Below are 26584 nucleotides of genomic sequence, written 5' to 3' on the forward strand. Positions count from 1 at the left end.
AACGCTGACTGAAACCGCTAATGCCCCTCTTAGAACTTGGATGTAACAGTAAGCTCAAACGGCTGCTCCACATCATAGGCTTCTTTTTTGATTGCTTTTGTGAAGTTAAACCGTAAAGGCCCCAACGGCGTATTCCAATACACCGCCAAGCCAACCACGGACCGCAAGTGGAACGCATCGTCCACCGTACAATCGACGACGGGACAAGCCGCATCCGTCGGGCCACCCGCCGTGTCATCTAAGCCCCAAATCGAGCCAACATCAAAGAACAGACCTGCTGTAATCCCGTATTCTTCGGGAAGCCCAATCGGGAAATCGGCTTCGAGGCGCAGAACCGAAAACAGATTACCGCCAAGAGAGTCTTGGTTCACAGCGTTCAGGTCACGTGGTCCCGTTCCGAAGTTCTCGAACCCGCGCATTTTACCGGTTGTTTGCGAATAGCGATCGGTAATGCGGGATTTCCCACCGTTATAAACGGTATACGACCCAGCTTCCACAATGGCGCGCAAAGTAATGAGACCGTCCAAAGCGTTGGTTTCGGCCCCTGCTAAAAGCGTCGCACGCATAAAGGGGTCGTCATCTATGTAGCCAAAGTTCTGCCCAAACCGCAAAACATAACTGTAATCTTCGTCAATTTTGCTACGGCGCGAGTCGAAAGTATAGAAATACCCCAGAACATTGTCCGAGCGTTCGCCCACGTCCGCATTCACCAAGCGCGAGTTGTCTTCGCTTGAGTTATAGAGCGACGTATCGAGGAAACGATATCTCAGACCCAAACGCCCACGTTCGCTGACGGGGAAATCAATCGAAGGAGAAATTGTATCCCGGGTGGTATCATATTGCTGCGTTGTATTGCTCGTCGTGATACGGCCTAGATCAATGTCAAACCGCAAATCCCGCCCATAGAGATATGGCTCCGAGAAAGCGACATTAACAGAGTTTTCATCGGAAACCGTGCTGATGTTGAAACTGAAGGTTTGCCCACGGCCCAACAGGTTGGTTTGCGTATAGCCAAGGTTCAATCCGGGACCGTCATTCGTACTATAGGCAACACCCAGATTTAACGAACCCGTGGTGGTTTCAACCACATCAACATCGACGATAACATTGTCTGACGTGCTACCTTCGCGTGTATTCACTTCGGCGTCTTCGAAATACCCAAGCGCGCGCACACGTTCCGCAGATTGCGCGATTTCACGCGGATTAAACGGGTCACCCTCTACGGCGCGGAACTGTTGGCGTACAACACGGTCAAGCGTCGTGGTGTTGCCCTCGATATCGATACGCTCGATAAATATTCGCGGCCCCCGCACCAGAGCAAATTCAACATCCAGTGTCCGTGTCCGATCATTGCGCACGATCTGTGGGTCCACGCGGACAAAATCATGGCCATCTTTGAGCGCCTTGTTTTCCATCCGTATAATGGCGGCTTCAATGCGTGCCGGCGAAAAATCTTTGCCCGACTTAATTTTGATCAGTCTTTGATAGGTTGCGGGGTCAATATTGGCGAATTCCGATGAAACCGTTAGATTACCAAAACTAAACTGCTGGCCCTCTTTGATCCGGAAGGTCACAAAAATACCGTCGCGTTCACGGGAAAGTTCGCTGGTGACGGAAACGGCCTCAAAGTCGACGAACCCACGCGCCGTATAGAATTCCGTTAACACTTGCTTATCATATTCAATGCGATCCGCAACAAACGTGTCCGATTTCACAAAGGTGCGAAAGATACCAGCCTGTTTGGTGCCAAGCAAACGGCGCAATCGCGTGTCGCTATAGGCCCGGTTGCCCACAAACGTGAGGCGCTCGATATCAACCGTCTGACCCTCGGTAACTTCAAACACCAAATCCACACGGTTTTCGGACCGGCGGATGATCCGTGGCGTGACAGTGGCAGCAAGACGTCCACCGATTTCATAAGCCTCAACCAAGGACGCAGCATCCTGCTCCGCCACTGTTGGATTGAAAACCAACCGAGGCTGCGAACGTACAACCGTAAAGAGCGCGTCGTCCTTGATACGCTTATTTCCCTCAATCGAAATTTCGTTAATTGTGGGGTATTCGACGACCTTAACGCCTAGGGTATTGCCACGCGGGTTGATTTCGACGGATTCAAACAAACCCGACCCAACCAAGTTTTGGTAGGCTGCGTTTAATTCGCCCGCCGACAGAGTTTGGCCTTGGGCGATTCCCATGTAGGTCATGATTGTCGCGGAATCCACGCGCAAGTTCCCGTCGATGGAAAAGGACGAGAACGTATAGTCCTGCGCCGCCGCACCAGAAGGAACAACCGTGCAAACAGCTGAAATGAAAAGAAAAAGAAACGCTGAGGCGCGGCAAAGCGCCCTCTTAAGCGTCACGATGCTTTTGAACGCATCGGTGGCGAAATCACTCATGGACTTCCATCCGTATAAAACCCTAGGTCCGCCCTGACTAACGGGAAAAGCCCCCTATGTCAAAAGCAAGAAAGCGCCCCAAGGGACGCTTTCTACTATTCGTTCGAAATTTGGCTACAACCCAGCGTTTGATCGCTGTTTCGACCCGCCTTAAATCGCGAGGTTCACCGACACAAACGCCCCAAGCATTAAAGCTGCGACCATCGCGCCAGAAACAATCAGGCGATCCAGATTGAGCCCCACAAGAAGGGAAAGTCCGCGGTATCCGTTGTTAATCGTTTGCATGTTAGACCTCGTGTATTGACCATTCCAATTCACTGTAGGGAAGAAATATGGCACAAATTGGGCCATATTAACTTTTTGTTGATTAACAGACCAAATCTGTGAACAACCCCAACGCCATGAGCGACAAAATAAGCCCTAACCCGATTGTCATCAGGCCACGCACCCAAGTGTCATTTGGCGGCTTACGGAAAATGGCTTCATAGGCATAAAACACCAAATGTCCGCCATCTAGAACTGGAATGGGGAACAGATTCATCAGACCAATGGCCGTGGAAATCACCGCGATAAAACTGATAAAATCGCTGATGCCGCCTTGAGCCGCCTGCCCGCTTACTTTGGCGATACCAATGGGCCCAGAAATATTACAGGTCGAAATTTTCCCGGCCACCATATGATACATCCCTGAAAGCGACTGGGTTATCACGCGTTTGGTGGCGTTAAATCCAAGTGTCAAACCCTCAACGGGACCAACGGCCTCATTTAGCGGAGTAAACGCATACCGCCCGCTAATTCCCATCAACCAACGGGTTTCAAAACCACCGTCTGCGGTGGGTAAATCCCTGCGTTGAGCATTAAGCACAAAAGGCATTTCCGCCCCTGCGCGCCAGACCATCAAATTGAGCGGCGCGCCCGCCGAGGCCTCAACAATGGGGATCAACTGGCCAAAATACGAGATCGGCTCCTCGTTGATGGAAAGGATGACATCGCCCTCTTCAAGCCCTGCCTCATAGGCCGCGCTGTCGGGGGATACAGCACTGACCAAAGCGGGTTGGAGTTGCGGCCCCAAAACGGTCATTTCCTGTCCATCACGAGTGATTTCATAAGATAAGAGTGCCGAATTTGTTTTGAGTGCGTCAAATGTGGTGCGCAATCCTTCGGACCCGTCTAGCGAAAGCCCTTCGACCGAGAGCAATACGTCTCCGGCACGCAAATCGCCAGTTCCTGCTGGTAATTCAATAACTTCGCCAACCGTTAGCGGCGATTTTTCAACCCCAACAGACATGGCCAAACCAGCGAAAATCAAAATCGACAGGGCGAAATTAAACAACGGCCCCGCAGCAACGGTTGCCGTCCGTGCCCACAAAGGTGCGCCATGCATTGTGTGACGCAATTCGGCATCCGACAGACCCACCATGGCCTCGCCATCTTTGCCACTGGCCGCATCTGCATCCCCGCGAAACTTTACATATCCGCCAAACGGCAGCGCTGCGACTTGCCATTTTGTACCGTGCCGATCGACCCGCGAAAACAAAACTTTGCCAAACCCAAGCGAGAACACATCGGCATAGATTCCAGACCACCGCCCAACGATATAGTGCCCGTATTCGTGGATCGCCACGATAACGGAAATAACCACGACAAAAGCAATAAGCGTAAACACGCCACCACCCAGTGAAGAGAATATCGAAGAAAAATCCAAGGTCTGTCCTTAATTATGCAAAGTCTTGGCGCATTCACGCGCCCATACCCGTGCCGTGTGATCTGCTTTTAGGACGTCATCAAGGGGGATCACGTCAAATTTATGGCTGCCTGCGGAATTCTGCCAGTGGCGGTTCAACACCAATTCAACCACCTGCGCCATGTCCTGAAAACCAATCTCGCCCGCGAGAAACAGATCAAGCGCGCATTCCTTGGCCGCATTGAAAATCGCACCAGACAAGCCACCACGGCGGATAACCTCATCCGCCAAACGCAGCGCGGGCCAACGTTGAAGATCGGGGGCGGAAAATTCAAGCTGGCCGATTTTGGCCAAATCCAGCCGCTCAACGGGTAATTTTTCCCGTTGCGGCCAATGCAGCGCATAGCCGATGGCGTGGCGCATATCGTGTGGCCCCATATGCGCCATTATGGCACCATCTACAAATCCAACCAACGCATGCACGAGGCTTTGAGGATGAACCAGCACTTCTATTTGATCCGCCGAAACACCGAAAAACTCTTTTGTTTCAATCAACTCCATCGCCTTGTTAAACATAGAAGCGGAGTCAATTGTGATACGTTGGCCCATATCCCAATTGGGATGGGTGCAAGCCTCTGCCACTGTCGCGGTCGCCAGTTTTTCCAGCGGCCACGTGCGCAAGGCACCGCCGCTTGCAGTAATAATGATACGCTCCACGCGCGAAATATCTTCGCCGACCAAAGCCTGAAAAACGGCGGAATGTTCGCTGTCTACAGGTAGGATTGTCGCGCCATATTTGGCCGCTTCGGATTTCAACAACGGGCCCGCCGTCACCAAACTCTCTTTATTCGCCAGCGCCAAAACGCCCCCGTGGCGCAAAGCATGCAACCCCGGAGCAAGTCCCGCCGCGCCCACAATGGCACTCATCACCCAATCGGTTGGACGGTCCGCCGCCTCGATTAAAGCCTGCGGTCCTGCAGCAACTTCAATGCCCGTTCCAGCCAGCGCATTTTGCAAATCGGAAAGACAAGTTTCGAACCCCGTCACAGCGATTTCGGCTTTGAGATCAATGGCATCCCGCGCGAGTTGCGCAATATTCCGCCCGCCAGTTAAGGCGACAACATGATAGGCGTCGGGCGCCCGTTTGATCAGGTCGATGGTGGATTGGCCAATCGAGCCCGTCGCGCCAAAAATTGAAATGCGGCGCATGTTTAAACGCCGAAGCTAAGGACGATGAGAATATATACCGCCGACACGCAGCCCACGCCGACCATGCCATCAAACCGGTCCAAAAACCCGCCGTGCCCTGGAATAAGGTTGGAGCTGTCTTTGATTTTATAGCGCCTTTTCAAGGCACTCTCGGCGATATCTCCCATCTGAGACGCAAAAGACAAAAGCATAAAACTAAGCGCCGTTGCCATGACTGAGGGGCTGACTAGCAGAACCGACTCAGGAACATAGGGATAAAGCGCGGCAATCGCACCAAATATCCCCGCCAAAACCCATCCCGCGACCGTACCCGACCATGTCTTTTTCGGGCTAATCAGGGGCCAAAATTTTGGGCCACCAAAGATTTTACCCGCGAAATATCCAAAGATATCGGTAAGAACGACGATGACAAACAGACCTGTAATTGTCCAAATGCCATTGGGAGTACCACGCAGAAAGATAAAGGCCCATGACGCGGAAACAATCACAAGGGCGTAGGCGGCAAAAATCGGCCAATCTCGCCCCGCTTTGAGGGTTTTGGCCATCATCCGCCACAACTCCCACATCATTGCCGTTAGGCTAAGAATAATCAGGATGTTGAACAGAATTCCACCTAAATAAACCGCCGTAACCCCAACAACTGCCATAACAATTGCCGACATCGTGCGTGGCACTAGGTCCGACCACTTGGATAAACGAATCATAGACTAACGGCTCCGAAGCGGCGATCCCGCGCGCCAAAACGTTTAAGAATTTCGCCAAAGACGTCAGGCGTAAAATCTGGCCACAAAATGTCGGTAAACTCGTATTCCGAGTAGGCCGATTGCCACAAAAGGAAGTTGGAAATGCGCGCCTCGCCCGATGTACGGATCACCAAGTCGGGATCTGGGAGGAACCGTGTATCCAGAAATTGCGCCAAGGTCTCCACATCAACGGATTCAGGATCGATGCGCCCTGCAGCCACTTCGCGCGCCATGCGTTTGGTCGCACGGGCAACCTCGTCACGTCCGCCGTAATTGAGCGCTATAGTTAAATGCACCCCATCGTTTTCGGCGGTTAGAGTTTCTAGGTTATCGATAAGTTTCTGCAACTTAGGGTCGAGTCTTAATCTATCCCCGATAAAACGAACCCGCACGCCTTGCTTCAGAAGTGCCTGAGCTTCCCGCTGAATATAACGGCGAAACAGGCTCATCAGGCCAGCAACTTCGCTTTGCGTGCGCTTCCAATTTTCAGTCGAAAACGCAAAAATTGTAAGATATTTGACGCCATAATCGGGACAGGCCTCAACGATTTCGCGCACACGTTTGGCGCCCGCGTGATGGCCAAATAAGCGCGGCCGCCCTCGAGACTTGGCCCACCGACCATTGCCATCCATAATGATGGCCACATGGTGCGGGCTGTTGTTTTCGCTCTCTTGGGCCACGGGGTGCCTTCCCTATTGCCTGCTTAAACCTGCATGATCTCAGCTTGTTTTGTTTCAAGCGTTTTGTCGACAGTGGCGATATATGTGTTGGTCAAATCCTGAACTTCGTCGGTCCAGATTTTGAAGTCATCTTCGCCCATACCGTCGTTTTTGGCTTTCTTGAGCTGGTCCATACCGTCGCGACGTACATTGCGCACAGCGACGCGGGCGTGTTCGGCGTATTGTGCGGCAACGCGCGTCAATTCTCGGCGACGCTCTTCGTTAAGCTCCGGAATTGGCAGCATAATAATCGTGCCATTCAACTGGGGGTTAATCCCCAGACCACTTTCGCGGATGGCTTTTTCGGTGGGGCCAACAAGAGCTTTATCCCACACGTTGATCGTGACCATGCGCGACTCAGGAACGTTTACCGTGCCGACTTGGTTGATCGGGGTTTTCTGCCCATAGGCATCGACCATAATGGGTTCCAGCATGCTCGCGGACGCGCGGCCGGTCCGTAGGGATGCAAATTCGACCCGAAGGGAGGCAATCCCCCCGTCCATACGACGTTTAAGGTCATCAAGATCAATTTCGAATTCTTCGGACATGTTCTGCTCTTCTCTTTTTGGTGTCACGTACTTTAAAACGTCTTACCGCATGGCGTACCGGTTGTATAGACAACAGGACGCACGCGCCAGAAACCCAATTCGGTATGAATTGATTAATTTTTAGCCGTGCACCCGTGTATACGTCCCTTCACCTGCCAAAATTCCCTTGAAACCACCTGGTTCATCTAGGGAGAAAACAATGATCGGCAGATTGTTATCACGCGCCAAAGCAATGGCACTCGCGTCCATCACAGCCAGACGTTTTTGCAAAACTTCATCAAAGGTTACATTGTCATAGCGCACGGCATCGTCAAATTTCGCGGGGTCCTTGTCATAGACGCCATCAACCTTAGTGCCCTTAAAGATCGCCTCGCAGGACATTTCATTGGCGCGCAAAGTGGCCGCAGTATCTGTTGTAAAATAGGGGTTTCCGGTCCCTGCCGCAAAAATCACGACCCGTTTTTTCTCAAGGTGGCGCACGGCGCGGCGGCGAATATAAGGCTCGCAAACCTGATCCATCGGAATGGCCGAGATCACGCGTGTGTGGATGCCCTGCCCCTCAAGCGCGCTTTGCATCGCGAGGGCGTTCATCACGGTGGCGAGCATACCCATATAGTCGGCGGTTGTGCGCTCCATCCCTTGGGCACTGCCCTGAAGGCCGCGAAAAATATTGCCGCCGCCGATGACCATGCAAATCTCAACACCCATGTCATGCACAACTTTAACTTCGCGAGCGATCCGCTCCACGGTCGGCGGATTGAGGCCATATCCACGGTCGCCCATCAGGGCCTCTCCAGAAATTTTCAGCATAACCCGACTAAATGTCGGATGTGTTCCCGTGCGACTTTCTTCGCCAGAAGTGCTCATGCCGAATTCCCCTTTTACCAATGACTGACTGTTTGCCTTGTCGGCCAAAATGTCCCAAAACGGGCCTAGGTTCAACGGCTAAACGGCGCTTGCGGCCAAGGAAATTGACAAAAAACGATGTGACACCGGTAAGGAAGCGTTCAGAATGCTCAAGATCCACGACATTTCCCCCGATTTGCCCGTCCTAATTGCGGGCCCAACGGCGTCTGGAAAATCGGCGCTGGCGCTTGAGATCGTTGCCGCGCAAGGGGTGTCATTCTCAACGCCGACGCGCTGCAAGTGTTTGGTGGCTGGAACATTCTTACCGCCCGCCCCACGGCCACTGATATGGCCGCAGCCGACCACCAGTTATACGGTCATGTCGCCTATGACGCGCCCTATTCTGTTGGGCACTGGCTGCGTGACATCACGCCTTTGCTCGCGGGCAAGCGTCCCGTAATTGTGGGCGGAACGGGGTTGTATTTTCAAGCGCTAACCCAAGGCCTTGCACTCATTCCCGCCACGCCTGATGTTCTGCGCGAAACCGCTAATGCCCGCCGTCTCTCGGAAGGACATGACGGGATGTTCGCGGAACTTGACGCCCAGACACAGGCCCGGATCGACGCGCTTAATCCAATGCGGGTGCAACGGGCGTGGGAAGTTCAACAAGCAACGGGGCTTGGCCTTGCGCATTGGCAAGATCAAACGCCGCCACCGCTTTTGCCCCTTGCAAACACATACCCTATTGTTCTTGACGCAGACCGCGATTGGCTCGCAGCCCGTATTGAGCGTCGATTTCACTTGATGATAGAGGCGGGTGCAATTGAGGAGGCCCGTGCGATGTGGCCCACGTGGAACCCCGCGCATCAATCGTCCAAAGCTATCGGTGCTCCAGAATTAATCTCACACCTAGAAGGTCGCCTCTCGCTTGAGGCCGCGATTGAAGCGGCGATTATCTCAAGTCGCCAATATGCAAAACGTCAAAGAACGTGGTTCCGGAGCAAGATGCGCGACTGGAATTCGTATGTTCCCCATTAGTTCGCGTCCTTAACGCAACGCCTTTTAACTCCTCCCCCCATTCCTTCAATATTCGACAATTTTCGCTTTAGAATTGCCTCGATCTGCCCCAAAGTTTCACATAACGAACACTGTCTAAATTCAATTGCGTTTCCTTAGCCCGGTATGGCGCATGCGAACCTCTAGAAATAATGAGTACGTTTCGGTCCAATCGGGCCGTGACCTATCCAGTGTGATTGCCCCATGTAATGTGGGCACAATGCCCGCTGCCTGCGGCAAAAATTGGATGTGATATGACGCAAAAAACGCCCAGCCTGCCAAAGTTTATGACGGATCCAAAACCTTTCTTAAAGAAGGACACAGAGCCGAAATCTGTTCCGAACGCGGCCCTGAAATCGGTCATTGAATCGCTCCCACAAACGCACGCATCCGAACTGCGGATGTCGCAAATTGCCCGTCTCGCAAAGGGCGGTCGGTGGCGTGTTGAGGCCATGCGCAGCTACTCCACCGATGTTTTGCTGTGGTTTACACGTGGACAAGGGCGCATCACGGTTGCAGGGGTGACGTCTGGATATGGCGCCCATAACGCCATCTTTATTCCTGCGGGAACCATGCATGGGTTCGAGGCCTCGGCCCTGGTTTTTGGCACCGCCGTTTTCATCCCCAAATCCAACGACTTGTCGTTTCCAAAAGAGCCTGTTCATTTGCGGTTGCGGGACTCTGGCCCCCAAAATGAAGTCACAGGCATCTTGGAAAACCTACAGCGCGAACTTGAAGGTGATCGCCCTGAGCGATCGTCCGCAATGCATCACCACACGGGCTTACTTTCTGTCTGGTTGCAACGTCAACTGCTGCTCAGTGACCTAGAAGATAAAGCGCCCTCGGCGGGTCAACGATTGGCCGTTCGCTTTGCTGGAATGATTGAAACGCATTACACTGAAGGCATGACTGTTGCAGAATATGCAGAGGCTTTGGGCGTGACCCCAACCCACCTGACGCGGGTCTGTAACAAGGCCTGTGGACGCCCCGCACACATGCTTTTGAACGACCGCGTGCTCTTTGAAGCGCGCCGCCGTTTGGTTGAAACCAAAGAGCCGATCCAAAAAGTTGCCGAAGATCTCGGGTTTCGCTCGGCGGCCTATTTCACCCGCGCTTTCCAACATCACATCGGCAGCACACCCTCGCGTTGGCGCAAAGAAAACTAACGCACAGAACCCACCTACAACCACATTCAAAGCGGCATCAGATTTCATTCTGGTGCCGCTTTTTTCATGTAGAAACGCGCTAAATGTCGTGTTTTAAACTAGAATAATGTCGCATTGGGTCATCAAAAATTTTGACCGAACCGTTGACCTTGAACTGGTTTGATGCGTCTATGGGACGCACTGAACGGGAAAAACAATAAAAAACTTCAATGAAATAAGTATTTTCGACCGAACTTAGAGCCAGAATGTTTCTCAGGGAGATAAAAATGAAGAATACGATCAACGGGAAGCCCCTTCATCCAGCAGCCATGAGCTACGCGAATGAATTCAAAGCCGGAACTCTTAGTCGGCGTGAATTCCTCGGACGTGCCACAGCGCTCGGAATGACAAGTGCGGCCGCTCTATCGCTCGTGGGTGTTGCCACGCCCGCCAAGGCGCAGGGCGCGATCAAAATGGGGGGGCATTGCGTATTCAGCAAAACGTTCTCGCGATGAAAGAACCCCGTCTTTACGACTGGTCCGAGCATGCAAACGTGACGCGGGGCTTCCTTGAGTATCTGGTGAAATACACTGTCGAAAGCACGTTTGAACCCGTTTTGCTCGAAAGCTGGGAAATCAACGACGACGCGACCGAATATAAATTGAACATCCGCAAAGGTGTGACGTGGAACAACGGCGACGCGTTCACCGCCGCCGACGTGGCCCTCAATATTGAATGGTGGTGTGACGGGAATGTGGAAGGCAATTCCATGGCGACCCGTTTTGACGTGTTAATCAACCCCGAGACCAAAACATTGGCCGAAAGCGCCGTTGAAATCGTCGATGATCATACGATTTTGCTGCATCTTGCGCGCCCTGACATCTCACTTATTCCAAGTATGGCCGATTATCCGGCGGCGATTGCTCACGAGTCCCTCAACCACGGCGACCCTTTTGATAATCCAATTGGCACGGGCCCTTATATTCCCGAAAGCTATGCTGTGAGTGAAAAATGCGTGTTGGTACGCAACGAAAACCACACATGGTGGAACGAGGGCAATGGCGCCTATATGGATCGCGTCGAATTCATCGATTACGGCACCGATCCGGTGGCTTGGGTCTCTGCGTTTGAATCCGAAGAAGTGGATACCAACTATCAAACAACCGGCGACTACATTGATATCCTTGACGAATTAGGCCTCGTGCAGTCGACAGTGGTCACGGCGGCAACCCTTGTGACGCGTCCGAACCAACAGGCAACTGTGGGCGACATCGTTCCCTATGAGAAAGCCAGTGTGCGTCGCGCTTTGGCGATGGCTGTGGACAACGCGGTTGTGTTGGAGCTCGGATATAACAACCTTGGTGTGGTTGCTGAAAACCACCACGTTTGCCCAATTCATCCGGAATACGCACAGCTTCCCAAGCCAATCCATGATCCCGCGGGTGCGCTTAAAATCATGCAAGACGAAGGCATGGCCGATTTTGAGCATGAACTTGTTTCCTTGGACGACGGTTTCAACAAAGACACGACAGATGCAATCGCCGCCCAGCTGCGGGATGCGGGCCTCAAGGTGAAACGCGTTGTGCTTCCGGGCGCAACCTATTGGAATGACTGGGCGAAATTTCCATTCAGCTCCACGGAATGGGCCCACCGCCCCCTAGGCGTTCAAGTGCTTGTGCTGGCCTATAAGGGCGGAGTTGCATGGAACGAAACTGGCTTTAACAACCCAGAGTTTGACGCGCTGCTGGATCAAAGCTTGGCAATTGCCGATGCTAACGAGCGCCGTGTTGTGATGAAACAGCTAGAGGAAATCATGCAAGACCAAGGAGTCACCTTGCAAACCTTCTGGCGCGCGTTGTTCCGTCATTCGGTTGCTGGTTTGATTGGCAATGAAATGCACCCAACCTTTGAAATTCATTACCAAAACATTGGCTGGGCCGCATAACCCAACCCGTTTCATTCTGAGGCTGCCCCTTGTTGGTGCCCTCAGTTTTCGGGCACGCTTTTGTGCCTCCCCGTCCCCTTAATTAGGGAGCCTCATGGGTATTTTTATCCTGCGCCGTGTTGCGATCATGGTCCTGACGGCGTTTTGCCTGACGTTCATTGTCTTCGCCCTCACGAACCTTTCTCCCAACCTTGAAAAGCTCGCCAAGAGTCAGGGATCGGTGCGCATGGAAGACGCGCAAGTCGTTAGCTGGCTGAGTAAAAACGGCTTCGATCGCCCGCTTGTTGTGCGCTATGGCGAATGGATGGGTGTGGTGCCCGGCTGGACTTACGCCACGGATGACGGTCGACCCACGGGGCGCTGCATTGATCCAAATTCCCCCAAGGAGGCCGCCACGTATTGCGGAATTTTACAGGGCGATTGGGGCACATCGAGCGTGTTCAAAGAAGACGTCGGCCCCCTATTGGCAAAACGTCTTGGCCTGACAGGCAAGCTGATGTTTTTTGTCATGCTGGTGATGGTTCCCGCCGCCCTTTTCGTCGGCGTCATGGCCGGCATGCGCGAAGGAAGTCGTACCGACCGCGCCTTCTCGACGGTCTCAATTCTCTCAACGGCGACGCCTGAATATGTGTCCGGCGTCATTCTCATTGCGCTTTTCGCCTCCTCTGCAACGGGCCTCTCGCCGATCCTTTCAGACTGGGGTTGGATCGACACGAGAACCCTCTTTAAAGGTACTGCAACCACCGCCGCGAAACAGGCGACCTTCGCCAATTTCACCCTGCCCGTCATCACCATCGCGGCTTACGGCATGGGGTATATTGCCCGCATGACCCGCGCCTCGATGACCGAAGTCATGACGGCGCAATACATTCGAACCGCCCGCCTCAAAGGCGTGAGCTTCCCGAAAATCGTGATGAAACACGCGCTCCGCAACGCACTGATCGCGCCTTTTACGGTGATTATGCTCCAGTTTCCGTGGCTTTTGAATGGCGTCGTCATTGTGGAAACTCTGTTTAATTACAAAGGCTTCGGATGGACTCTTGTACAAGCGGCCAGCAATAACGACATCGACCTTTTACTGGGCTGCTCCGTTGTTGCGGTTGCCGTTGTTCTCTTAACACAGCTGATCTCTGATGTTGGCTATGTCTTCCTTAATCCACGCATCAGGCTGTCATAGGGATGGATATGGATATTCTCGGTTGGGGCGCAATCAGCGCGCGTATCTTCATTCAATTCATTCCAGTATGGGTCGCGCTCGTCGTGCTCTTTGCGGTTTCCATCCGCGCGAAAAAGCGTCTGGGGCTTTATGGAAAACTCTTTGATAGTACCGCTGGCACGCTTGGCTTCACTCTAGTGATGTTTTGGGTCTTCACGGCGATTTTCGGAGCTTTGGATTTCATTGTAACCCATCCCCCCTTGACCAATTCTCGGGCCTCAAAAACAAAGTTCCCGGCTCACCGTTGCCAAACCCAGAGGGCCAGTATCCCTATTTTCTCCTTGGCGGCGACCACCTTGCACGGGACGTGTTTTCGCGCATGATCGTTGGCAGTTGGGAGGTCCTCAAGATCGTGCCCCTCGCCACCGTTTTCGCCTTTATGGTGGGCGTCACCCTTGGCCTCCCCGCAGGATATTATGGCGGAAAACTGGATACGAGCCTTTCGTTTGCGGCCAATCTTGTGCTCGCCTTTCCCGTAATTCTGCTGTTTTACCTCCTCGTGACACCGGAAATCGTTGAAACCGGCCTTCCCAGTTATTTAGCTGCGGTTTTGTTCCTTTTTCCGCTGATATTCGCCGTCGTTCTGTTAAATTCCCGCCTACGAACGGTGCCTAAAAAACGTAATCTCTATGCAGGTGCCGTTATTTTTCTTGGCGGCTGGGCCTATCTTTCAATCCTTAGCCAAGCGGGAACAAAAGTCGATTTTATGCCCCGTTTCGCCGATTACTTGTCCATCTCAGGCAACACACTCGTCGTTTTTGTCGCCGTTGTGTTTGTAAATGCGCCGACGGTTTTTCGGATTGTGCGTGGCTTGGTGCTCGATATCAAAACCCGCGATTATGTGGCCGCTGCACAAACTCGGGGCGAAGGGCCGTGGTATATTATGCTCTGGGAAATTCTGCCCAATGCACGCGGCCCTTTGATTGTCGATTTCTGTTTGCGGATTGGGTATACGACTATCCTTCTGGGAACATTGGGTTTCTTCGGTCTGGGGCTTGAACCCGAAAGCCCCGACTGGGGATCTACAATCAACGAAGGGCGTCGTCTTCTGACCCGTTATCCACATGCGGCACTTGCCCCCGCCTTTGCCCTCATGAGCCTTGTTTTGGGTCTCAATCTTCTCGCCGACGGGTTGCGCGAAGAAAGCCTAAAGGATTAAGCCATGTACGACACGTCATATACGGGGCCAATTCTTGAAATTGAGAACCTCTCGATCAGTTTTTTCACCCGCGACGCCGAAATCCCCGCCGTGATGGATTTTTCCTGCACGGTAATGCCCGGCGAAGCGATGGGGCTTGTCGGCGAAAGTGGTTGTGGCAAATCTACGGTCGCCCTCGGTGTCATGCAGGATTTGGGCACAAATGGTGCAGTCACAGGCGGCACCATTAAGTTCAAGGGAAGGGATTTGGCGACATTTTCGCCCGCGGAACTGCTGGCCTTGCGTGGCTCTGAAATCGCGATGATTTATCAAGAGCCAATGGCGAGTTTGAACCCCGCAATGAAAATTGGCGCCCAGTTGATGGAAGTGCCGATGGTGCATGGAACCGTTTCGAAATCAGTGGCGCGCGACCTCGCGCTTCAGGTGATAGAAGACGTACAACTCCCTGATCCAAAACGTATTTTCAAGAGCTACCCGCATCAACTTTCGGGCGGACAACAGCAACGCATCGTCATTGCCATGGCCCTGATGAGCAAGCCAAGCCTGCTCATACTGGACGAACCGACAACCGCGCTTGATGTGACGGTGGAAGCGGGCATTGTTGAGTTGGTCAAAGGGTTGGGCAAAAAATACGGCACCTCAATGTTGTTCATCTCGCATAACCTCGGATTGGTGCTTGAGACCTGTGATCGCCTTTGCGTCATGTATTCTGGCGAGGCCGTCGAAAGAGGATCGATTGCCGATGTTTTCGATGAGATGCGACACCCCTATACACAAGCGCTTTTTCGCTCGATCCCCCTCCCCAGTGCGGATAAAAACTCACGCCCCCTTGTGGCAATTCCGGGAAACTTTCCGCTGCCTCATGAGCGCCCGAAGGGATGCAATTTCGGCCCGCGCTGCGACTATTTTGAGGCAGGCAGATGCGACCAATCTGCGATCCCGATGGCCTCGATTGCAGAAGATGACCGACACGGCAGTCGGTGCCTCAAAGTCAACAAAATCAACTGGGACGCCATCGCGGAAACCGGCGATAAAACCGCGCGCACCTCGCTTGGGAAAACGGTTCTAAAAGTTGAAAACCTCAAAAAATATTATGAGGTCGCAAGTTCTGGATTTGGTGGCAAAAAGCGAACCGTCAAGGCAAATGAATCGTTAAGTTTTGAAGCCCGCGAAGGGGAGACCTTGGCCATCGTTGGCGAAAGTGGCTGCGGAAAATCCACCCTCGCCAAAATCCTGATGGGGCTTGAGGAAGCGACGGAAGGCACAGTGACGTTCATGGGCCAAGAAATTCAGGCCACACCCATTCAAGAACGGTCGACCAAGGTTGTCTCGGGTTTGCAAATGATCTTTCAAAACCCTTTTGATACGCTTAATCCCTCCATGAGTGTCGGGCGACAGATCATCCGTACGCTCGAAGTTTTTGGCATTGGTGACAGTGACTCAGCGCGCAAAAATCGAATGCTTGACCTTCTTGATCTTGTGAAGCTCCCCCGTGATTTTGCCGACCGTTTACCGCGGCAGCTTTCGGGGGGCCAAAAGCAACGTGTTGGCATCGCGCGGGCCTTTGCGGGCGATGCCAACATCGTGGTGGCAGATGAGCCGGTTTCCGCGCTGGATGTCAGCGTCCAAGCCGCCATCGCGGACCTTTTGATGGAACTGCAACGCGAGAATGGGACGACGCTCCTGTTTATCAGTCACGACCTGTCTATCGTGCGGTATTTAAGTGATCGTGTGTTGGTGATGTACCTTGGGCATGTGGTAGAACTGGGCACAACAGACCAGATTTTTTCGCCGCCCTATCATCCTTACACCGAGGCGTTGTTATCCGCCGTTCCCATTGCCGATACGTCGGTCGAGAAAAGGCAAATCGTGTTGAAAGGCGACATTCCGTCGGCGATTAATCCGCCCAGCGGATGCCCGTTTCAAACAAGATGTCGCTGGAAGGATAAGGTGCCAAACGGGCTGTGCGATATCGAGGTGCCAAAGGATAAAATTCTAACCGAGGGGCACCAGATTAAGTGTCACCTCTCGCAAGAGGATTTGGCCGAAATGGAACCCGTGATTAAACTGGCCGAACCGAAATGACCTAGCTTCCCAAGATGACTTTGACGTAGTTTTTGGTCTCTTTATACGGCGGGACACCGTTGTATTTCGCGACGGCCTCTGGACCTGCGTTATAGGCGGCAAGCGCAAGACGCCACGAGCCAAAACGGTTGTATTGCATCTTAAGGTAACGTGCGCCGCCATCTAGATTTTTCGCCGGATCGTCGATATTAACGCCGAGCGCCTTCGCGGTATCTGGCATCAACTGGGCAAGGCCTGTCGCGCCTTTATGTGACTTGGCGTAAACATTCCAGCCACTCTCTTGTTGCACCAGACGCAAGAACAAATCTTCAGGAATACTGTGACGTCGCGCAGCCTCCCGTGCGACCACCAAATAGGGACCACTATACTTACCCATAAACGGCAAAATAAGGCCCTCTTTTTGCTTGGGGCGGAGGCGGTCTGAACTTTTGTATTGCGAAGCTGCCCGCGTATCGAGCACCCTAAGCTGTGCGGAGAATAGGTTTTTTTTCGTCTTGGTTCCAAGAACCAAACCTTCAGCGCGTGTTGTTTCCACGGTCAGTGATGTGGCTAAAATTGCCAAGAATGCCAACGTTGTTTTCTGCAAAACCTGTCACCCGCTCATATTGTTGGCGCGACTATATCCATTTCTGAGATCATTTCCAGCCCCCTGTCGCCATTTGGTATGTTTCCGCTTGCTGATTTGAGGCTGTAATGGTGTAACCTGCCCTCTATAAAACAGAATCGAAAAAGGGAGGCCCGCCATGGCTGGATCGGTCAATAAAGTCATTCTCATTGGGAATCTGGGTCGCGACCCCGAAGTCCGCAGTTTCCCGAATGGCGGCAAGGTCTGCAATTTGCGCATCGCCACGTCGGAAAATTGGAAAGACAAAAACACGGGTGAGCGCCGTGAAAAAACAGAATGGCACAGCGTCGCCATTTTTCAAGAAGGTTTGGTTCGGATCGCTGAACAATACCTCAAAAAAGGCTCCAAGGTTTATATCGAAGGCCAACTCCAAACCCGCAAATACCAAGCCCAAGACGGCACAGATCGGTATTCAACCGAGGTTGTGCTTCAAGGCTTCGGCGGCACATTGACCATGCTCGACGGACGCTCCGAAGGCGGCGGCGGTGGATATGATTCTGGCCCAAGCGGCGGCGGATATGACTCCGGTCCAAGCGGTGGCGGCTATTCGTCTGGTGGAAACCAAGGTGGTGGCAATCAAGGTGGCGGAAATCAGGGCGGTGGCAACATCGACGACGAAATCCCGTTCTAGACCTCATCCATATCAAGACATCAAAAGCGTCGCTCCTAACAGAGCGGCGTTTTTTTATCGCTCGTTCAACGCGTCTTTGAGGACTTGAAGCACAACATCGGTGTCGGTCTCCGCCGAGACAAACGCCTTGCCGATGCCGTGGGTCAAAATGAATTTGATCGTGCCATCAACCACTTTTTTATCCTGCCCCATTAAGGCAAGCAAAGCTGCGGCGTTTGGCAAATCTCCGGCAATGTCCGCCACATTGACCTTCATACCCATTTCACTCAAATGCGCGCGCAAACGGCTTGGATCTTCTTGGGAACACAACCCCAAACGCGCCGAAGTCTCCAAGGCCAAAACACAGCCAATGGCCACCCCTTCGCCATGCAAAAGACGATCAGAATAACCTGTCGCATTTTCCAGCGCGTGACAGAACGTATGCCCCAAATTCAGGAGGGCACGGTCGCCTTGCTCGGTTTCATCCCGCGCTACGATATCGGCTTTCATTTCACAAGAACGGTTGACCGCATAGGCACGCGCCGCCTTATCCCCTTGCAGCATCGCGGGGCCGTTTTTCTCGAGCCAATCAAAAAAGCGGGCATCCCCCAACAGGCCATATTTGACCACTTCGCCATAGCCCGACAAGAAATCGCGAGGCGTTAAAGTGTCGAGCACATCGATATCGGCCAAAACCAGTGACGGTTGATGAAACGCACCAATCAGGTTCTTGCCCTGAGGCGCATTTATGCCCGTTTTGCCCCCGACCGAACTGTCGACCTGCGCCAAAAGGGAGGTCGGTATTTGCACAAATCGCACGCCACGACGCAAAACTGCGGCCGCAAAACCAGCCAAATCGCCGATAACGCCGCCGCCAAGCGCGATAACCACATCATTCCGCTCGACTTTTGCGTCCAAAAGCCATTCGACCGCGCGACTGAAATGCGGCCAAGATTTTGTAGCCTCTCCCGCAGGAAGCGCCAAAGCTTCGGACGTGATGCCCGCGGCGGCCAGCCCCGCCTGCAACGCCTCAAGATGCAGTTTAGCGACGTTTTCATCCGTCACAATCGCCACATGGGGACGTCGTAAAAACGGCGCGATAAACGCCCCCGATTGCGCCAACAATCCCTCGCCTATTTTGATCTCGTAGGACCGCTCCGCCAAGTCAACGGAAACGGTTTGCAAGGGGGAGGCTGTCATGGGGTCACCTTTAGTAAATCTGGTACAGTAAGCAGGGTTTCGATCACGGCGTCGCGCATGTCTTCGATGGAAAAATCAGCCCGTCCAAGCACCACCGCTTCCGCCTTGGAATAGGCAGGTACACGCAACTCATAAAGCGATTTCAATGTCTTATAGGGATTGTCCGTCCGCAACAAAGGTCGTGTATTCTTGTGCCGCACGCGGGCCCACAGCAAATCCAAATCGGCCTGAAGCCAGAGGGAAAATCCGGTTTTGGCAATCACATCCCGATTGCGTTCGGACAGGAATGCGCCGCCACCCGTCGATAAAACCCCCCGCTCCTCTTTGAGCAAACGAGTGATCACTTCAGTCTCGCGCTCGCGAAAAAAAGCCTCGCCATCACGTTCGAAAATCTCGGCAATTGAACGGTTTGCCGCCTTGGTGATTTCTTCATCGCTGTCCAGAAAGGGAACATTGAGTTCTGTGGCAAGGGCTTTGCCGATCGCGGTTTTTCCCGCGCCCATCATTCCCACTAGTACGACTGTTTTTTGCAAGCTATAGCTCAAAACTGGCTGCCATCCGCTTAAATTTAGGTTTCTTTCCCTGAATGGCGTGATCTTCTGCAAAAGGCCATATATAAATACAGCAATTGGGCAAATAATTGCCCTAACATTCGCGGAAAACGCGACTAAGATGAGCAATATCAATGTTTTTCGCCCACAAGGTGAGAATGTTGGTGTTGAGGCAAATAGAAGGCAGTACCAATGAAGCTAATTCTCAAGGTTGTACTCGGACTCGTGGTTCTGGCGTTTGTCGCCGTTGTGGCATTTGGCTACATTGGGGATCTGACACCTGAACAAGAGGAAATCCGCATTCCGGTATCCATCAGTGACCAGTAAACATCTGCCCTTTGCGCTTTGTTTGAGCGCGCTTTTCGCGTTCACCGTTTCTGTGAATGCGCAATCTACGACGTCCAGAGTTGAGCCACTTTCCGTGATTGATTGGCTGTCACCGACATTGATCGCTCCGAGTGTGACGCCAAACGCGACCAACCGCGACGTAACGTCCTCGGCGACGCCGCATGCCGTCAAGACAACCTCTCTCGATCAGCAAACGGCAGACGCCGTAGGCTTGTTGCCCAGTTCGGTAACGGGCTTCCCGCTCTCGCTTTGGGGGCAATCCTCAAGCGTCGATCTCGCGCGTTTGATCGTCGCAATCCCCGTTGAGACCCTCCCCGTCTTGCAAGAGTTGACCATGTCGCTTTTGCTGGCCGAATTGGACCCCACGTTTGATGCCACGAACAAGGATGTGTTGTTTCAAACGCGGATCGACAAATTGCTTGATATCGGTGCCCTTGAGCAGGCAGCCGCGCTTCTGGACCGCGCAAATGTGCGTACACCCGCCCTCTTTAGTCGCAGTTTTGACATCGCCCTCCTCACCGAGAACGAAGACGCGGCCTGTGACGCGCTCAATCAAGCCGCAGATCTCGCGCCAACAATCACTGCCCGTGTCTTTTGCCTCGCCCGCACAGGCGACTGGAATGCTGCGGCCTTGATCTTTGAAACCGGCGTCGCCCTTGGATATGTCTCGCCAGAAGAGGGCGACGTTTTGGCCCGTTTTCTGGATCCCGAGTTCGCGGATGTCGCGCCACCGCTTCCCCTTTCCGTGCGCCCAAGTCCCTTGATGTTTCGCCTCTATGCGGCCATCGGCGAGCCTATTCCAACGACTTTGCTACCTCGTGCTTTTGCCCATACGGACCTCACCGCGAACAACGGTTGGCGCGCGCGCCTTGAAGCGGCCGAGCGGCTTGTCCATTCAGGTGCCGTCTCTGACAACGTACTTCTGGCCCTCTATACCGATAGAACCCCTGCGGCCTCCGGTGGCGTATGGGATCGCGTTGAAGCAGTGCAACGCTTTGATACGGCTGTAAAATCCAGAGACCCTGGTGCGGTTTCGTCCTCACTCCCCCTTGTCTGGGACGCCCTGAAAGCCGTGCAACTCGAAGGCTTCCTTGCGCATCAGTACGCCACGGACCTCGCGAAGTTTCCCTTGAGTGGCGACACCGCAGCCTTGGTTTTACGGCTCTCCCTGCTGAGCGACGACTACGAAAGTGCCGCCCAAACGGCTGTGGCCGAGAACCGGATCACCTCCAAAGAGGAGGCCTTCCTTGTCAGTCTCGCGCAAGGCAAACCCGAGTTGAACGGCCTGTCAGATTCCCGCGCGATTGCCATTCATGATGGGTTTCTGCGCAGCACCCCTTTCTCACCCGACGACGTCGAAGTTTCCGGTGGCAATCTCGGGAGCGCCATTCTGCGCGCAATCACATTGTTTGCTGAAGGGGCTCGGGGCGACCTCAACAATGTAACCCGTGCCATTGCTATTTTGCGCAGCGTTGGCCTTGAGGATATCGCACGGCGGGCATCGCTTGAACTCATGCTCCTTGAGCGTGCGTGATGTCACGAGAGATCGAAAATTTCATCACCGCACAGGCCGCCGAACGGGCAGCTTCCGAAAACACGCAAGCCGGATATCGGCGCGATTTGACCGATTTCGAGGCCTATTTGGGATCACAAAACGATACCCTAATGACGGCGGATCGCGCCCGTATTGAACGCTACCTTGTGCATTGCAACGCCCAAGGGTTTTCGCTCGCCACCCGCGCCCGTCGCCTCTCGGCGATCAAAAGTTTCTATCGCTATGCCTTTGAAGACGGCTTGCGAGGCGATCATCCGGGATTGCAGATTCGCGGCCCTGGGCGCAGCAAACGCCTCCCCAAAACGCTTTCCGAAGCAGACGTAGAGCGCCTGCTGAACGCCGCCGCTACCCATGGGCGCAACCGTTCCGACCGCCTGCGCAACACCTGTTTGCTGGAAATTCTCTATGCCAGCGGAATGCGTGTCACCGAGCTGGTCAGCCTGCCCGTTGCCGCCACGCGCGGCGATCCACGGATGCTTTTGATCAAGGGCAAAGGCAACAAAGAACGCATGGTTCCGCTCTCTGATCCGGCCCGCCAGGCCCTTGCGGATTGGCTGGAACATCGGAATTCCTTGCAGGAGTTGGCCCTCAGAGAACATGGAACACCTCTGTCCCCCTACCTTTTTGCCTCTCGTGCCAAACAAGGCCACATGACCCGTAACCGTTTCTATTTATTGATAAAAGAAATCGCTGTCACCGCCGGTATCTCCGCCGATTTGGTCACACCCCACCGATTGAGACACGCCTTTGCCACCCACCTTTTGGCCAACGGCGCGGACCTGCGCGTCATCCAAACGCTCTTAGGGCACGCAGACCTTTCGAGCACCGAAATCTATACCCATGTGTTAGAGGAACGCCTGCATGCGCTGGTCCTTGAGCATCATCCACTCGCCAAACCCTGACCCTTTTCCCAAGCGTGCAAAATGCCGCGCTCCCTGAGATTTCACTACGGCAGTCTTGAACCATACCGTTTTGCGCCCCATAACAGACCTACGCCCCCTTCGCCCTCATATTGGATGTTTTTAAGCCGTGTACGACACCGCATTTTATATCACTTCTGGCTCAATCGTTGCCCTTTTGGTCCTTTCTGCATTCTTCTCTGGTTCGGAAACCGCGCTCACAGCCGCCTCTCGTGGCAAGCTGAGCATGCAAGCCGACAAGGGGTCGCGTGGCGCGCAACGTGCCTTAAACATCACCGAAGACAACGAACGTCTCATCGGGTCGGTCCTGTTGGGCAACAACCTCGTGAACATCCTCGCCACCTCATTGGCGACCGCGTTGTTTACACGCATGTTTGGCGAGTCGGGCGTGGCCATGGCCACCCTTATTATGACGCTGCTCGTTTTGATTTTCGCTGAGGTGCTGCCCAAAACCTACGCCATTACCAATGCAGAAACCGCCGCCGCAGGGGTGAGTGGGCCGATTTCCGTCGTGATTACCGTCTTTTCGCCCATCGTGAGTTTTGTGCGAATGCTCGTGCGTGCGATCCTAGGCCTGTTTGGCGTACAAACGGATCCCGACCAAAACGTCCTCGCTGTACGCGAAGAAATTGCCGGAGCGATTTCACTGGGCCACTCAGAAGGCATTGTCGAAAAGGAAGATCGCGACCGCATTTTGGGCGCGTTGGACTTGTCGGACCGTACCGTCGAAGAAATTATGCTTCACCGCAGCCAAATTGAGATGGTCGACGCGAGTATGCCCACGGAAGAAGTCCTGAACCTCTTACTCAACAGCCGTCATACCCGCCTGCCCGTTTATCGCGACGAGCCGGAAAACGTTGTCGGAATTTTGCATACAAAACATCTGTTGCGCGGGTTAAACGCACCACTTAAAGTCGGCCAAGCCCCTGCGGATGCAATGAAAAACTTCAATCTTATGGAAGTTGTCCGCGAACCCTATTTCATTCCGGAAACCGCGACGCTCGACGATCAAATGCGTGAGTTCCTGCGGCGGCGCACCCATTTCGCCTTGGTTGTCGATGAGTATGGCGCGCTGCAAGGGCTGATTACGCTCGAAGACATTCTCGAAGAAATCGTGGGTGAAATTATGGATGAATTTGACGATGGTGACATGCCTGTCATTGAAATTTGCGACGACGGGCGTTTCCTTGTGGATGGCGCGACCACCATTCGCGACCTCAACCGCGCCACCGATTGGGCGTTTTCCGACGAGACGGCAAACACCATTGCCGGCCTTGTAATACACGAGGCACAATTGATCCCGACCCAAGGCCAAACCTATGCCTTTCACGGGTTTCAATTTGAAGTGTTCCAGATGGACGGCAACCGGATTTCCAAGCTGAAAATCCGGCCCCTTTAACGCTTACAGATTATAGATCTGGCCGAATTTTTCTTCGAGATAGGCCAGAAGCGGCTGCTCGTTGACTATGCCGCCCGTTGCGCGGGCAATCACGTCGCGGCTCTCAAAAAGGCCGCCATGTTGTTGCACGTTCTGAGCCAGCCATTGTGTCGCGCGGGAGGTGTCACCCTGCGCGAATTCTGTATCCAGACCAACAAGATCCTTGCGCATCGCTTGGTTCAAACAGCCCGCGTACACATTGCCCAAAGTGTAGGTTGGGAAGTACCCAAATAGCCCAACGGACCAATGTACATCCTGCAAACAACCGTTGCTTGGCTTGTCCACTTTCACGCCAAAATCGGCCTCAAAACGCGCGTTCCACGCTTCGGGAAGGTCGGCCACTGCCAGCTCACCTGACACCAATTGCCGCTCAAGATCAAAGCGCAACAAAACGTGCAAGTTATAGTGAATTTCATCGGCTTCAGTGCGGATATAACCCGAGGAAACACGGTTGACCGTGGCAAAGAACGCCTCAGCATCTGCCACACCAATATCGCCAAATGTTTGGGTCATTTGACCGAAAAGATAGTCCGAATAGGCCGCACCACGGCCGATCTGGTTTTCATAAATCCGGCTTTGGCTCTCATGTACACCCATCGAAACACCATTTCCCACAGGCGTCAGCAAATAGTCCTGCGAGATATTTTGCTCATAACAGGCATGGCCGACCTCGTGGATCGTCGAATAGATACAGTTGAACGGATTGCGCGGGTCCGTGCGCGTGGTAATCCGCACGTCATTGCCCGAGCCACTTGAGAACGGATGCACAGCTTTATCAAGGCGACCACGGTTGAAATCATAGCCAAACCCTTGGGCAAGCTTGTTGCTCAGGGCCATTTGCAAATCAGGGTCAAAGTCGCGATCCAGCGCCCTTGGGGTAGTTTCTGATCCCAAAATCTTGCCGCGCAAAGCCACCAACCTTGGGCGCAATGCGTCAAACATCGCGCCAATTTCTTTGGCCGAAGTTCCGGGTTCGTAGTCCTGCAACATGGCGTCGTAGACATCGCCATCTCCTGCAATCGCCTGCGCCTCTTCGCGTTTCAACGCAATGACGCGCTCCAAGGTCGGTGCGAATTGCGCGAAGTTTTCCGCCGCGCGGGCCTGTGCCCAAATCCCTTGCGCCGAGGACGTAACACGCGCGATTTCCGCCGCCAAATCTCCAGGGACTTTGCTTGCGCGGGTATGTTGTTCACGGATCAGGCGCATCTGGGCTTGGCCTGCTTGATCAAGGGTCGCGTCGTGGATATCCGCAAGCCATTGCGTGACCTTTGGATCGGTGCGACGTGCGTGTAAAACCCCTTCAAGAGCGGCCGTTTCTTCGGCCCGTTGCGCGCCCGAGCCTTCGGCCATCATGGTTTCTTGATCCCAGCCCAAACGTCCCGAAATTTGCCCCAAGGCGACGGTTTGACGGGTGAAATCCATCAGGTTCTTAAAGGCTGTCATTTAGGCTCTCCGGATCAATTGTTCACGTGGATATTGCGCGTTAAAGCGGGCGTTCAAGATGAGCACCCAAAGGAGCAACGCGCCGATTTGGTGCTGAATCGCAATGGGCAAAACCGCAACATTCCAAACGGTCAAAACGCCCAGAACAGCCTGTAAAATCATCATGACAAGCATTAGATCAAAGGCCCGCCGCGTAATCGCTTTGCCGCTTTTGCGCGACCGACGCCAGACGACAAAGGCAAAGATCAGCAGAAGGTACGCCGCCATACGGTGCACGAATTGTACAAGGCCAGCGTTCTCAAAAAAGTTGGTCCAGAGCGGGGTAAGTTCGAACATGCCATCCGGAAGGAAAGTGCCCGCCATTAAGGGCCAATCGGTAAAGCTGCGTCCAGCATCAATGCCCGCCACAAGCGCGCCCAGTAGGATTTGCAGGAAGGCAAAATGCATCAGCCCCGTGGACATGGAAAACAGCTTCGCCTCGCGTTCACGTCGCGCTTTCATCAAGTCAACTTCGCGGCGTCCCAGAAGGAGGATGTACCACGCGCAAAGGCCAAGGATCACAAAGGCAAGGCCCAGATGCGTAGCCAAGCGGTAGGACGCAACAGACGTCATGCCATCCTCAAGCCCAGAGGCCACCATCCACCAGCCAATCGCGCCTTGAAGCCCGCCCATCGCCCCCAACAGGAGCAAACGTGGCGTCCAACCTGTAGGAATAGAGCGCGTCACGGCAAAACCAAGGAACCCGAGCGCCCAAACAAGGCCAACGGTGCGGCCAAGTTGGCGATGGCCCCATTCCCACCAATAGATGAATTGAAATTCCGACAATTCCATGCCGCGATTGAGCGCTTCATATTGCGGTGTGGCCTGATATTTGAGGAATTCCAGCCCCCATGCTTCGGCGCCCATCGGTGGAATGGCCCCCGTGATCGGCCGCCATTCGGTGATCGACAAGCCCGAGTCCGTGAGGCGCGTCAGCCCCCCAATCACAACCATCAAGGCCACCATCACAAAGATCAGCATCAACCACGCCCGAATGCCACGACGCGCCCCCTTGGGCGCACGGTCAATACCGCCCGGTTTTGCAGTGGCGGGCGCAGATGCATCGCCGACATTTTCGAATATAGTGCGCGGTTTACTCATGGG

The 26584-nt window shown here is 53.7% G+C and carries 25 protein-coding genes and 1 pseudogene; 13 read left to right on the plus strand and 13 right to left on the minus strand.

What is annotated here, in order from left to right; genetic code table 11:
• Nucleotides 1-29: 29 nt before the first annotated feature.
• The 8 genes from bamA to pyrH all read right to left on the minus strand — a co-directional run bounded on the left by bamA (nt 30) and on the right by pyrH (nt 8166).
• Nucleotides 30-2396, minus strand: a complete 2367-nt coding sequence (gene bamA / locus RC74_RS17265) for an outer membrane protein assembly factor BamA (protein ID WP_082802345.1) — start codon at nt 2394-2396, stop codon at nt 30-32.
• A gap of 150 nt (nt 2397-2546) precedes the next feature.
• Nucleotides 2547-2681, minus strand: a complete 135-nt coding sequence (locus RC74_RS23415; protein ID WP_257722126.1) for a hypothetical protein — start codon at nt 2679-2681, stop codon at nt 2547-2549.
• 82 nt (nt 2682-2763) lie between these two features.
• Complete coding sequence (gene rseP / locus RC74_RS17270) at nt 2764-4101, minus strand: RIP metalloprotease RseP (protein WP_052274996.1); 1338 nt, start codon at nt 4099-4101, stop codon at nt 2764-2766.
• A gap of 9 nt (nt 4102-4110) precedes the next feature.
• Nucleotides 4111-5289 (minus strand): 1-deoxy-D-xylulose-5-phosphate reductoisomerase, encoded by a 1179-nt coding sequence (gene dxr / locus RC74_RS17275; protein ID WP_039000668.1) that lies wholly within the window; start codon nt 5287-5289, stop codon nt 4111-4113.
• 2 nt (nt 5290-5291) lie between these two features.
• Nucleotides 5292-5993, minus strand: a complete 702-nt coding sequence (locus RC74_RS17280; RefSeq protein ID WP_039000667.1) for a phosphatidate cytidylyltransferase — start codon at nt 5991-5993, stop codon at nt 5292-5294.
• A complete protein-coding gene (gene uppS, locus RC74_RS17285) occupies nt 5990-6664 on the minus strand; it encodes a polyprenyl diphosphate synthase (protein WP_236940086.1) in 675 nt (224 codons plus the stop codon). The genes RC74_RS17280 and uppS overlap by 4 nt, the downstream gene beginning before the upstream one ends.
• Nucleotides 6665-6735: 71 nt before the next feature.
• Nucleotides 6736-7299: a ribosome recycling factor gene (gene frr / locus RC74_RS17290; RefSeq protein WP_039000663.1), complete on the minus strand. Its 564-nt coding sequence runs from the start codon at nt 7297-7299 to the stop codon at nt 6736-6738.
• Nucleotides 7300-7419: 120 nt separating this feature from the next.
• Entirely contained in the window at nt 7420-8166 is a 747-nt protein-coding gene (gene pyrH, locus RC74_RS17295) for a UMP kinase (RefSeq protein WP_039000661.1), read from the minus strand.
• A gap of 145 nt (nt 8167-8311) precedes the next feature.
• On the opposite strand from pyrH, the pseudogene miaA reads away from it, so the two are divergent.
• From miaA to RC74_RS17325, 8 genes and pseudogenes are all read left to right on the plus strand, one after another.
• Nucleotides 8312-9183, plus strand: a pseudogene (miaA, locus tag RC74_RS17300) (tRNA (adenosine(37)-N6)-dimethylallyltransferase MiaA).
• A 272-nt stretch (nt 9184-9455) separates the two neighbouring features.
• Nucleotides 9456-10367, plus strand: coding sequence for an AraC family transcriptional regulator (locus RC74_RS17305; RefSeq protein ID WP_236939967.1), 912 nt, complete (start codon nt 9456-9458; stop codon nt 10365-10367).
• 266 nt (nt 10368-10633) lie between these two features.
• Nucleotides 10634-10861 (plus strand): hypothetical protein, encoded by a 228-nt coding sequence (locus tag RC74_RS23775; protein ID WP_417935163.1) that lies wholly within the window; start codon nt 10634-10636, stop codon nt 10859-10861.
• Complete coding sequence (locus RC74_RS17310; RefSeq protein ID WP_417935164.1) at nt 10831-12291, plus strand: ABC transporter substrate-binding protein; 1461 nt, start codon at nt 10831-10833, stop codon at nt 12289-12291. Before RC74_RS23775 ends, RC74_RS17310 begins: the two co-directional genes overlap by 31 nt.
• Before the next feature lie 94 nt (nt 12292-12385).
• The gene (locus RC74_RS17315; RefSeq protein WP_039000658.1) at nt 12386-13468 is read left to right on the plus strand and encodes an ABC transporter permease; all 1083 of its coding nucleotides are present in this window, start codon (nt 12386-12388) and stop codon (nt 13466-13468) included.
• Nucleotides 13469-13476: 8 nt separating this feature from the next.
• The gene (locus RC74_RS23780; protein ID WP_417935165.1) at nt 13477-13830 is read left to right on the plus strand and encodes a hypothetical protein; all 354 of its coding nucleotides are present in this window, start codon (nt 13477-13479) and stop codon (nt 13828-13830) included.
• Nucleotides 13831-13886: 56 nt separating this feature from the next.
• Complete coding sequence (locus RC74_RS17320) at nt 13887-14666, plus strand: ABC transporter permease (RefSeq protein ID WP_417935191.1); 780 nt, start codon at nt 13887-13889, stop codon at nt 14664-14666.
• Nucleotides 14667-14669: 3 nt separating this feature from the next.
• Nucleotides 14670-16751, plus strand: a complete 2082-nt coding sequence (locus RC74_RS17325; protein ID WP_039000656.1) for a dipeptide ABC transporter ATP-binding protein — start codon at nt 14670-14672, stop codon at nt 16749-16751.
• Between the two features lies 1 nt (nt 16752).
• Here RC74_RS17325 and RC74_RS17330 read toward each other — a convergent pair whose 3' ends face one another.
• Complete coding sequence (locus tag RC74_RS17330; RefSeq protein WP_417935192.1) at nt 16753-17286, minus strand: lytic transglycosylase domain-containing protein; 534 nt, start codon at nt 17284-17286, stop codon at nt 16753-16755.
• 208 nt (nt 17287-17494) lie between these two features.
• Here RC74_RS17330 and ssb point away from each other — a divergent pair, with 208 nt between their 5' ends.
• The gene (gene ssb / locus RC74_RS17335) at nt 17495-18007 is read left to right on the plus strand and encodes a single-stranded DNA-binding protein (protein ID WP_039000655.1); all 513 of its coding nucleotides are present in this window, start codon (nt 17495-17497) and stop codon (nt 18005-18007) included.
• A 54-nt stretch (nt 18008-18061) separates the two neighbouring features.
• On the opposite strand, the gene aroB is transcribed toward ssb, so the two are convergent.
• Complete coding sequence (gene aroB / locus RC74_RS17340; RefSeq protein WP_039000653.1) at nt 18062-19186, minus strand: 3-dehydroquinate synthase; 1125 nt, start codon at nt 19184-19186, stop codon at nt 18062-18064.
• On the minus strand, nt 19183-19692 hold the full coding sequence (locus RC74_RS17345) for a shikimate kinase (RefSeq protein WP_236940087.1): 510 nt from the start codon (nt 19690-19692) through the stop codon (nt 19183-19185). Before RC74_RS17345 ends, aroB begins: the two co-directional genes overlap by 4 nt.
• Before the next feature lie 237 nt (nt 19693-19929).
• On the opposite strand from RC74_RS17345, the gene RC74_RS23420 reads away from it, so the two are divergent.
• The 4 genes from RC74_RS23420 (at nt 19930) to RC74_RS17360 (ending at nt 23959) form a co-directional block, all read left to right on the plus strand.
• The gene (locus RC74_RS23420; RefSeq protein ID WP_257722127.1) at nt 19930-20064 is read left to right on the plus strand and encodes a hypothetical protein; all 135 of its coding nucleotides are present in this window, start codon (nt 19930-19932) and stop codon (nt 20062-20064) included.
• Nucleotides 20054-21619 carry a hypothetical protein gene (locus RC74_RS17350; RefSeq protein ID WP_052274640.1) on the plus strand — a complete coding sequence of 522 codons (1566 nt, stop codon included), beginning with the start codon at nt 20054-20056 and terminating at the stop codon, nt 21617-21619. Before RC74_RS23420 ends, RC74_RS17350 begins: the two co-directional genes overlap by 11 nt.
• Nucleotides 21619-22542, plus strand: a complete 924-nt coding sequence (locus tag RC74_RS17355; protein ID WP_039000648.1) for a site-specific tyrosine recombinase XerD — start codon at nt 21619-21621, stop codon at nt 22540-22542. The genes RC74_RS17350 and RC74_RS17355 overlap by 1 nt, the downstream gene beginning before the upstream one ends.
• Nucleotides 22543-22669: 127 nt before the next feature.
• Nucleotides 22670-23959 (plus strand): HlyC/CorC family transporter, encoded by a 1290-nt coding sequence (locus tag RC74_RS17360; protein WP_039000646.1) that lies wholly within the window; start codon nt 22670-22672, stop codon nt 23957-23959.
• Between the two features lie 3 nt (nt 23960-23962).
• Here RC74_RS17360 and RC74_RS17365 read toward each other — a convergent pair whose 3' ends face one another.
• Both RC74_RS17365 and ctaA read right to left on the minus strand, forming a co-directional pair.
• Nucleotides 23963-25441 (minus strand): carboxypeptidase M32, encoded by a 1479-nt coding sequence (locus tag RC74_RS17365; protein ID WP_039000645.1) that lies wholly within the window; start codon nt 25439-25441, stop codon nt 23963-23965.
• Nucleotides 25442-26581, minus strand: coding sequence for a heme A synthase (ctaA, locus tag RC74_RS17370; protein ID WP_039000644.1), 1140 nt, complete (start codon nt 26579-26581; stop codon nt 25442-25444).
• Between the last annotated feature and the right edge of the window lie 3 nt (nt 26582-26584).

This window comes from Falsihalocynthiibacter arcticus, assembly GCF_000812665.2.
GTDB classification, from domain to species: Bacteria; Pseudomonadota; Alphaproteobacteria; order Rhodobacterales; family Rhodobacteraceae; genus Falsihalocynthiibacter; species Falsihalocynthiibacter arcticus.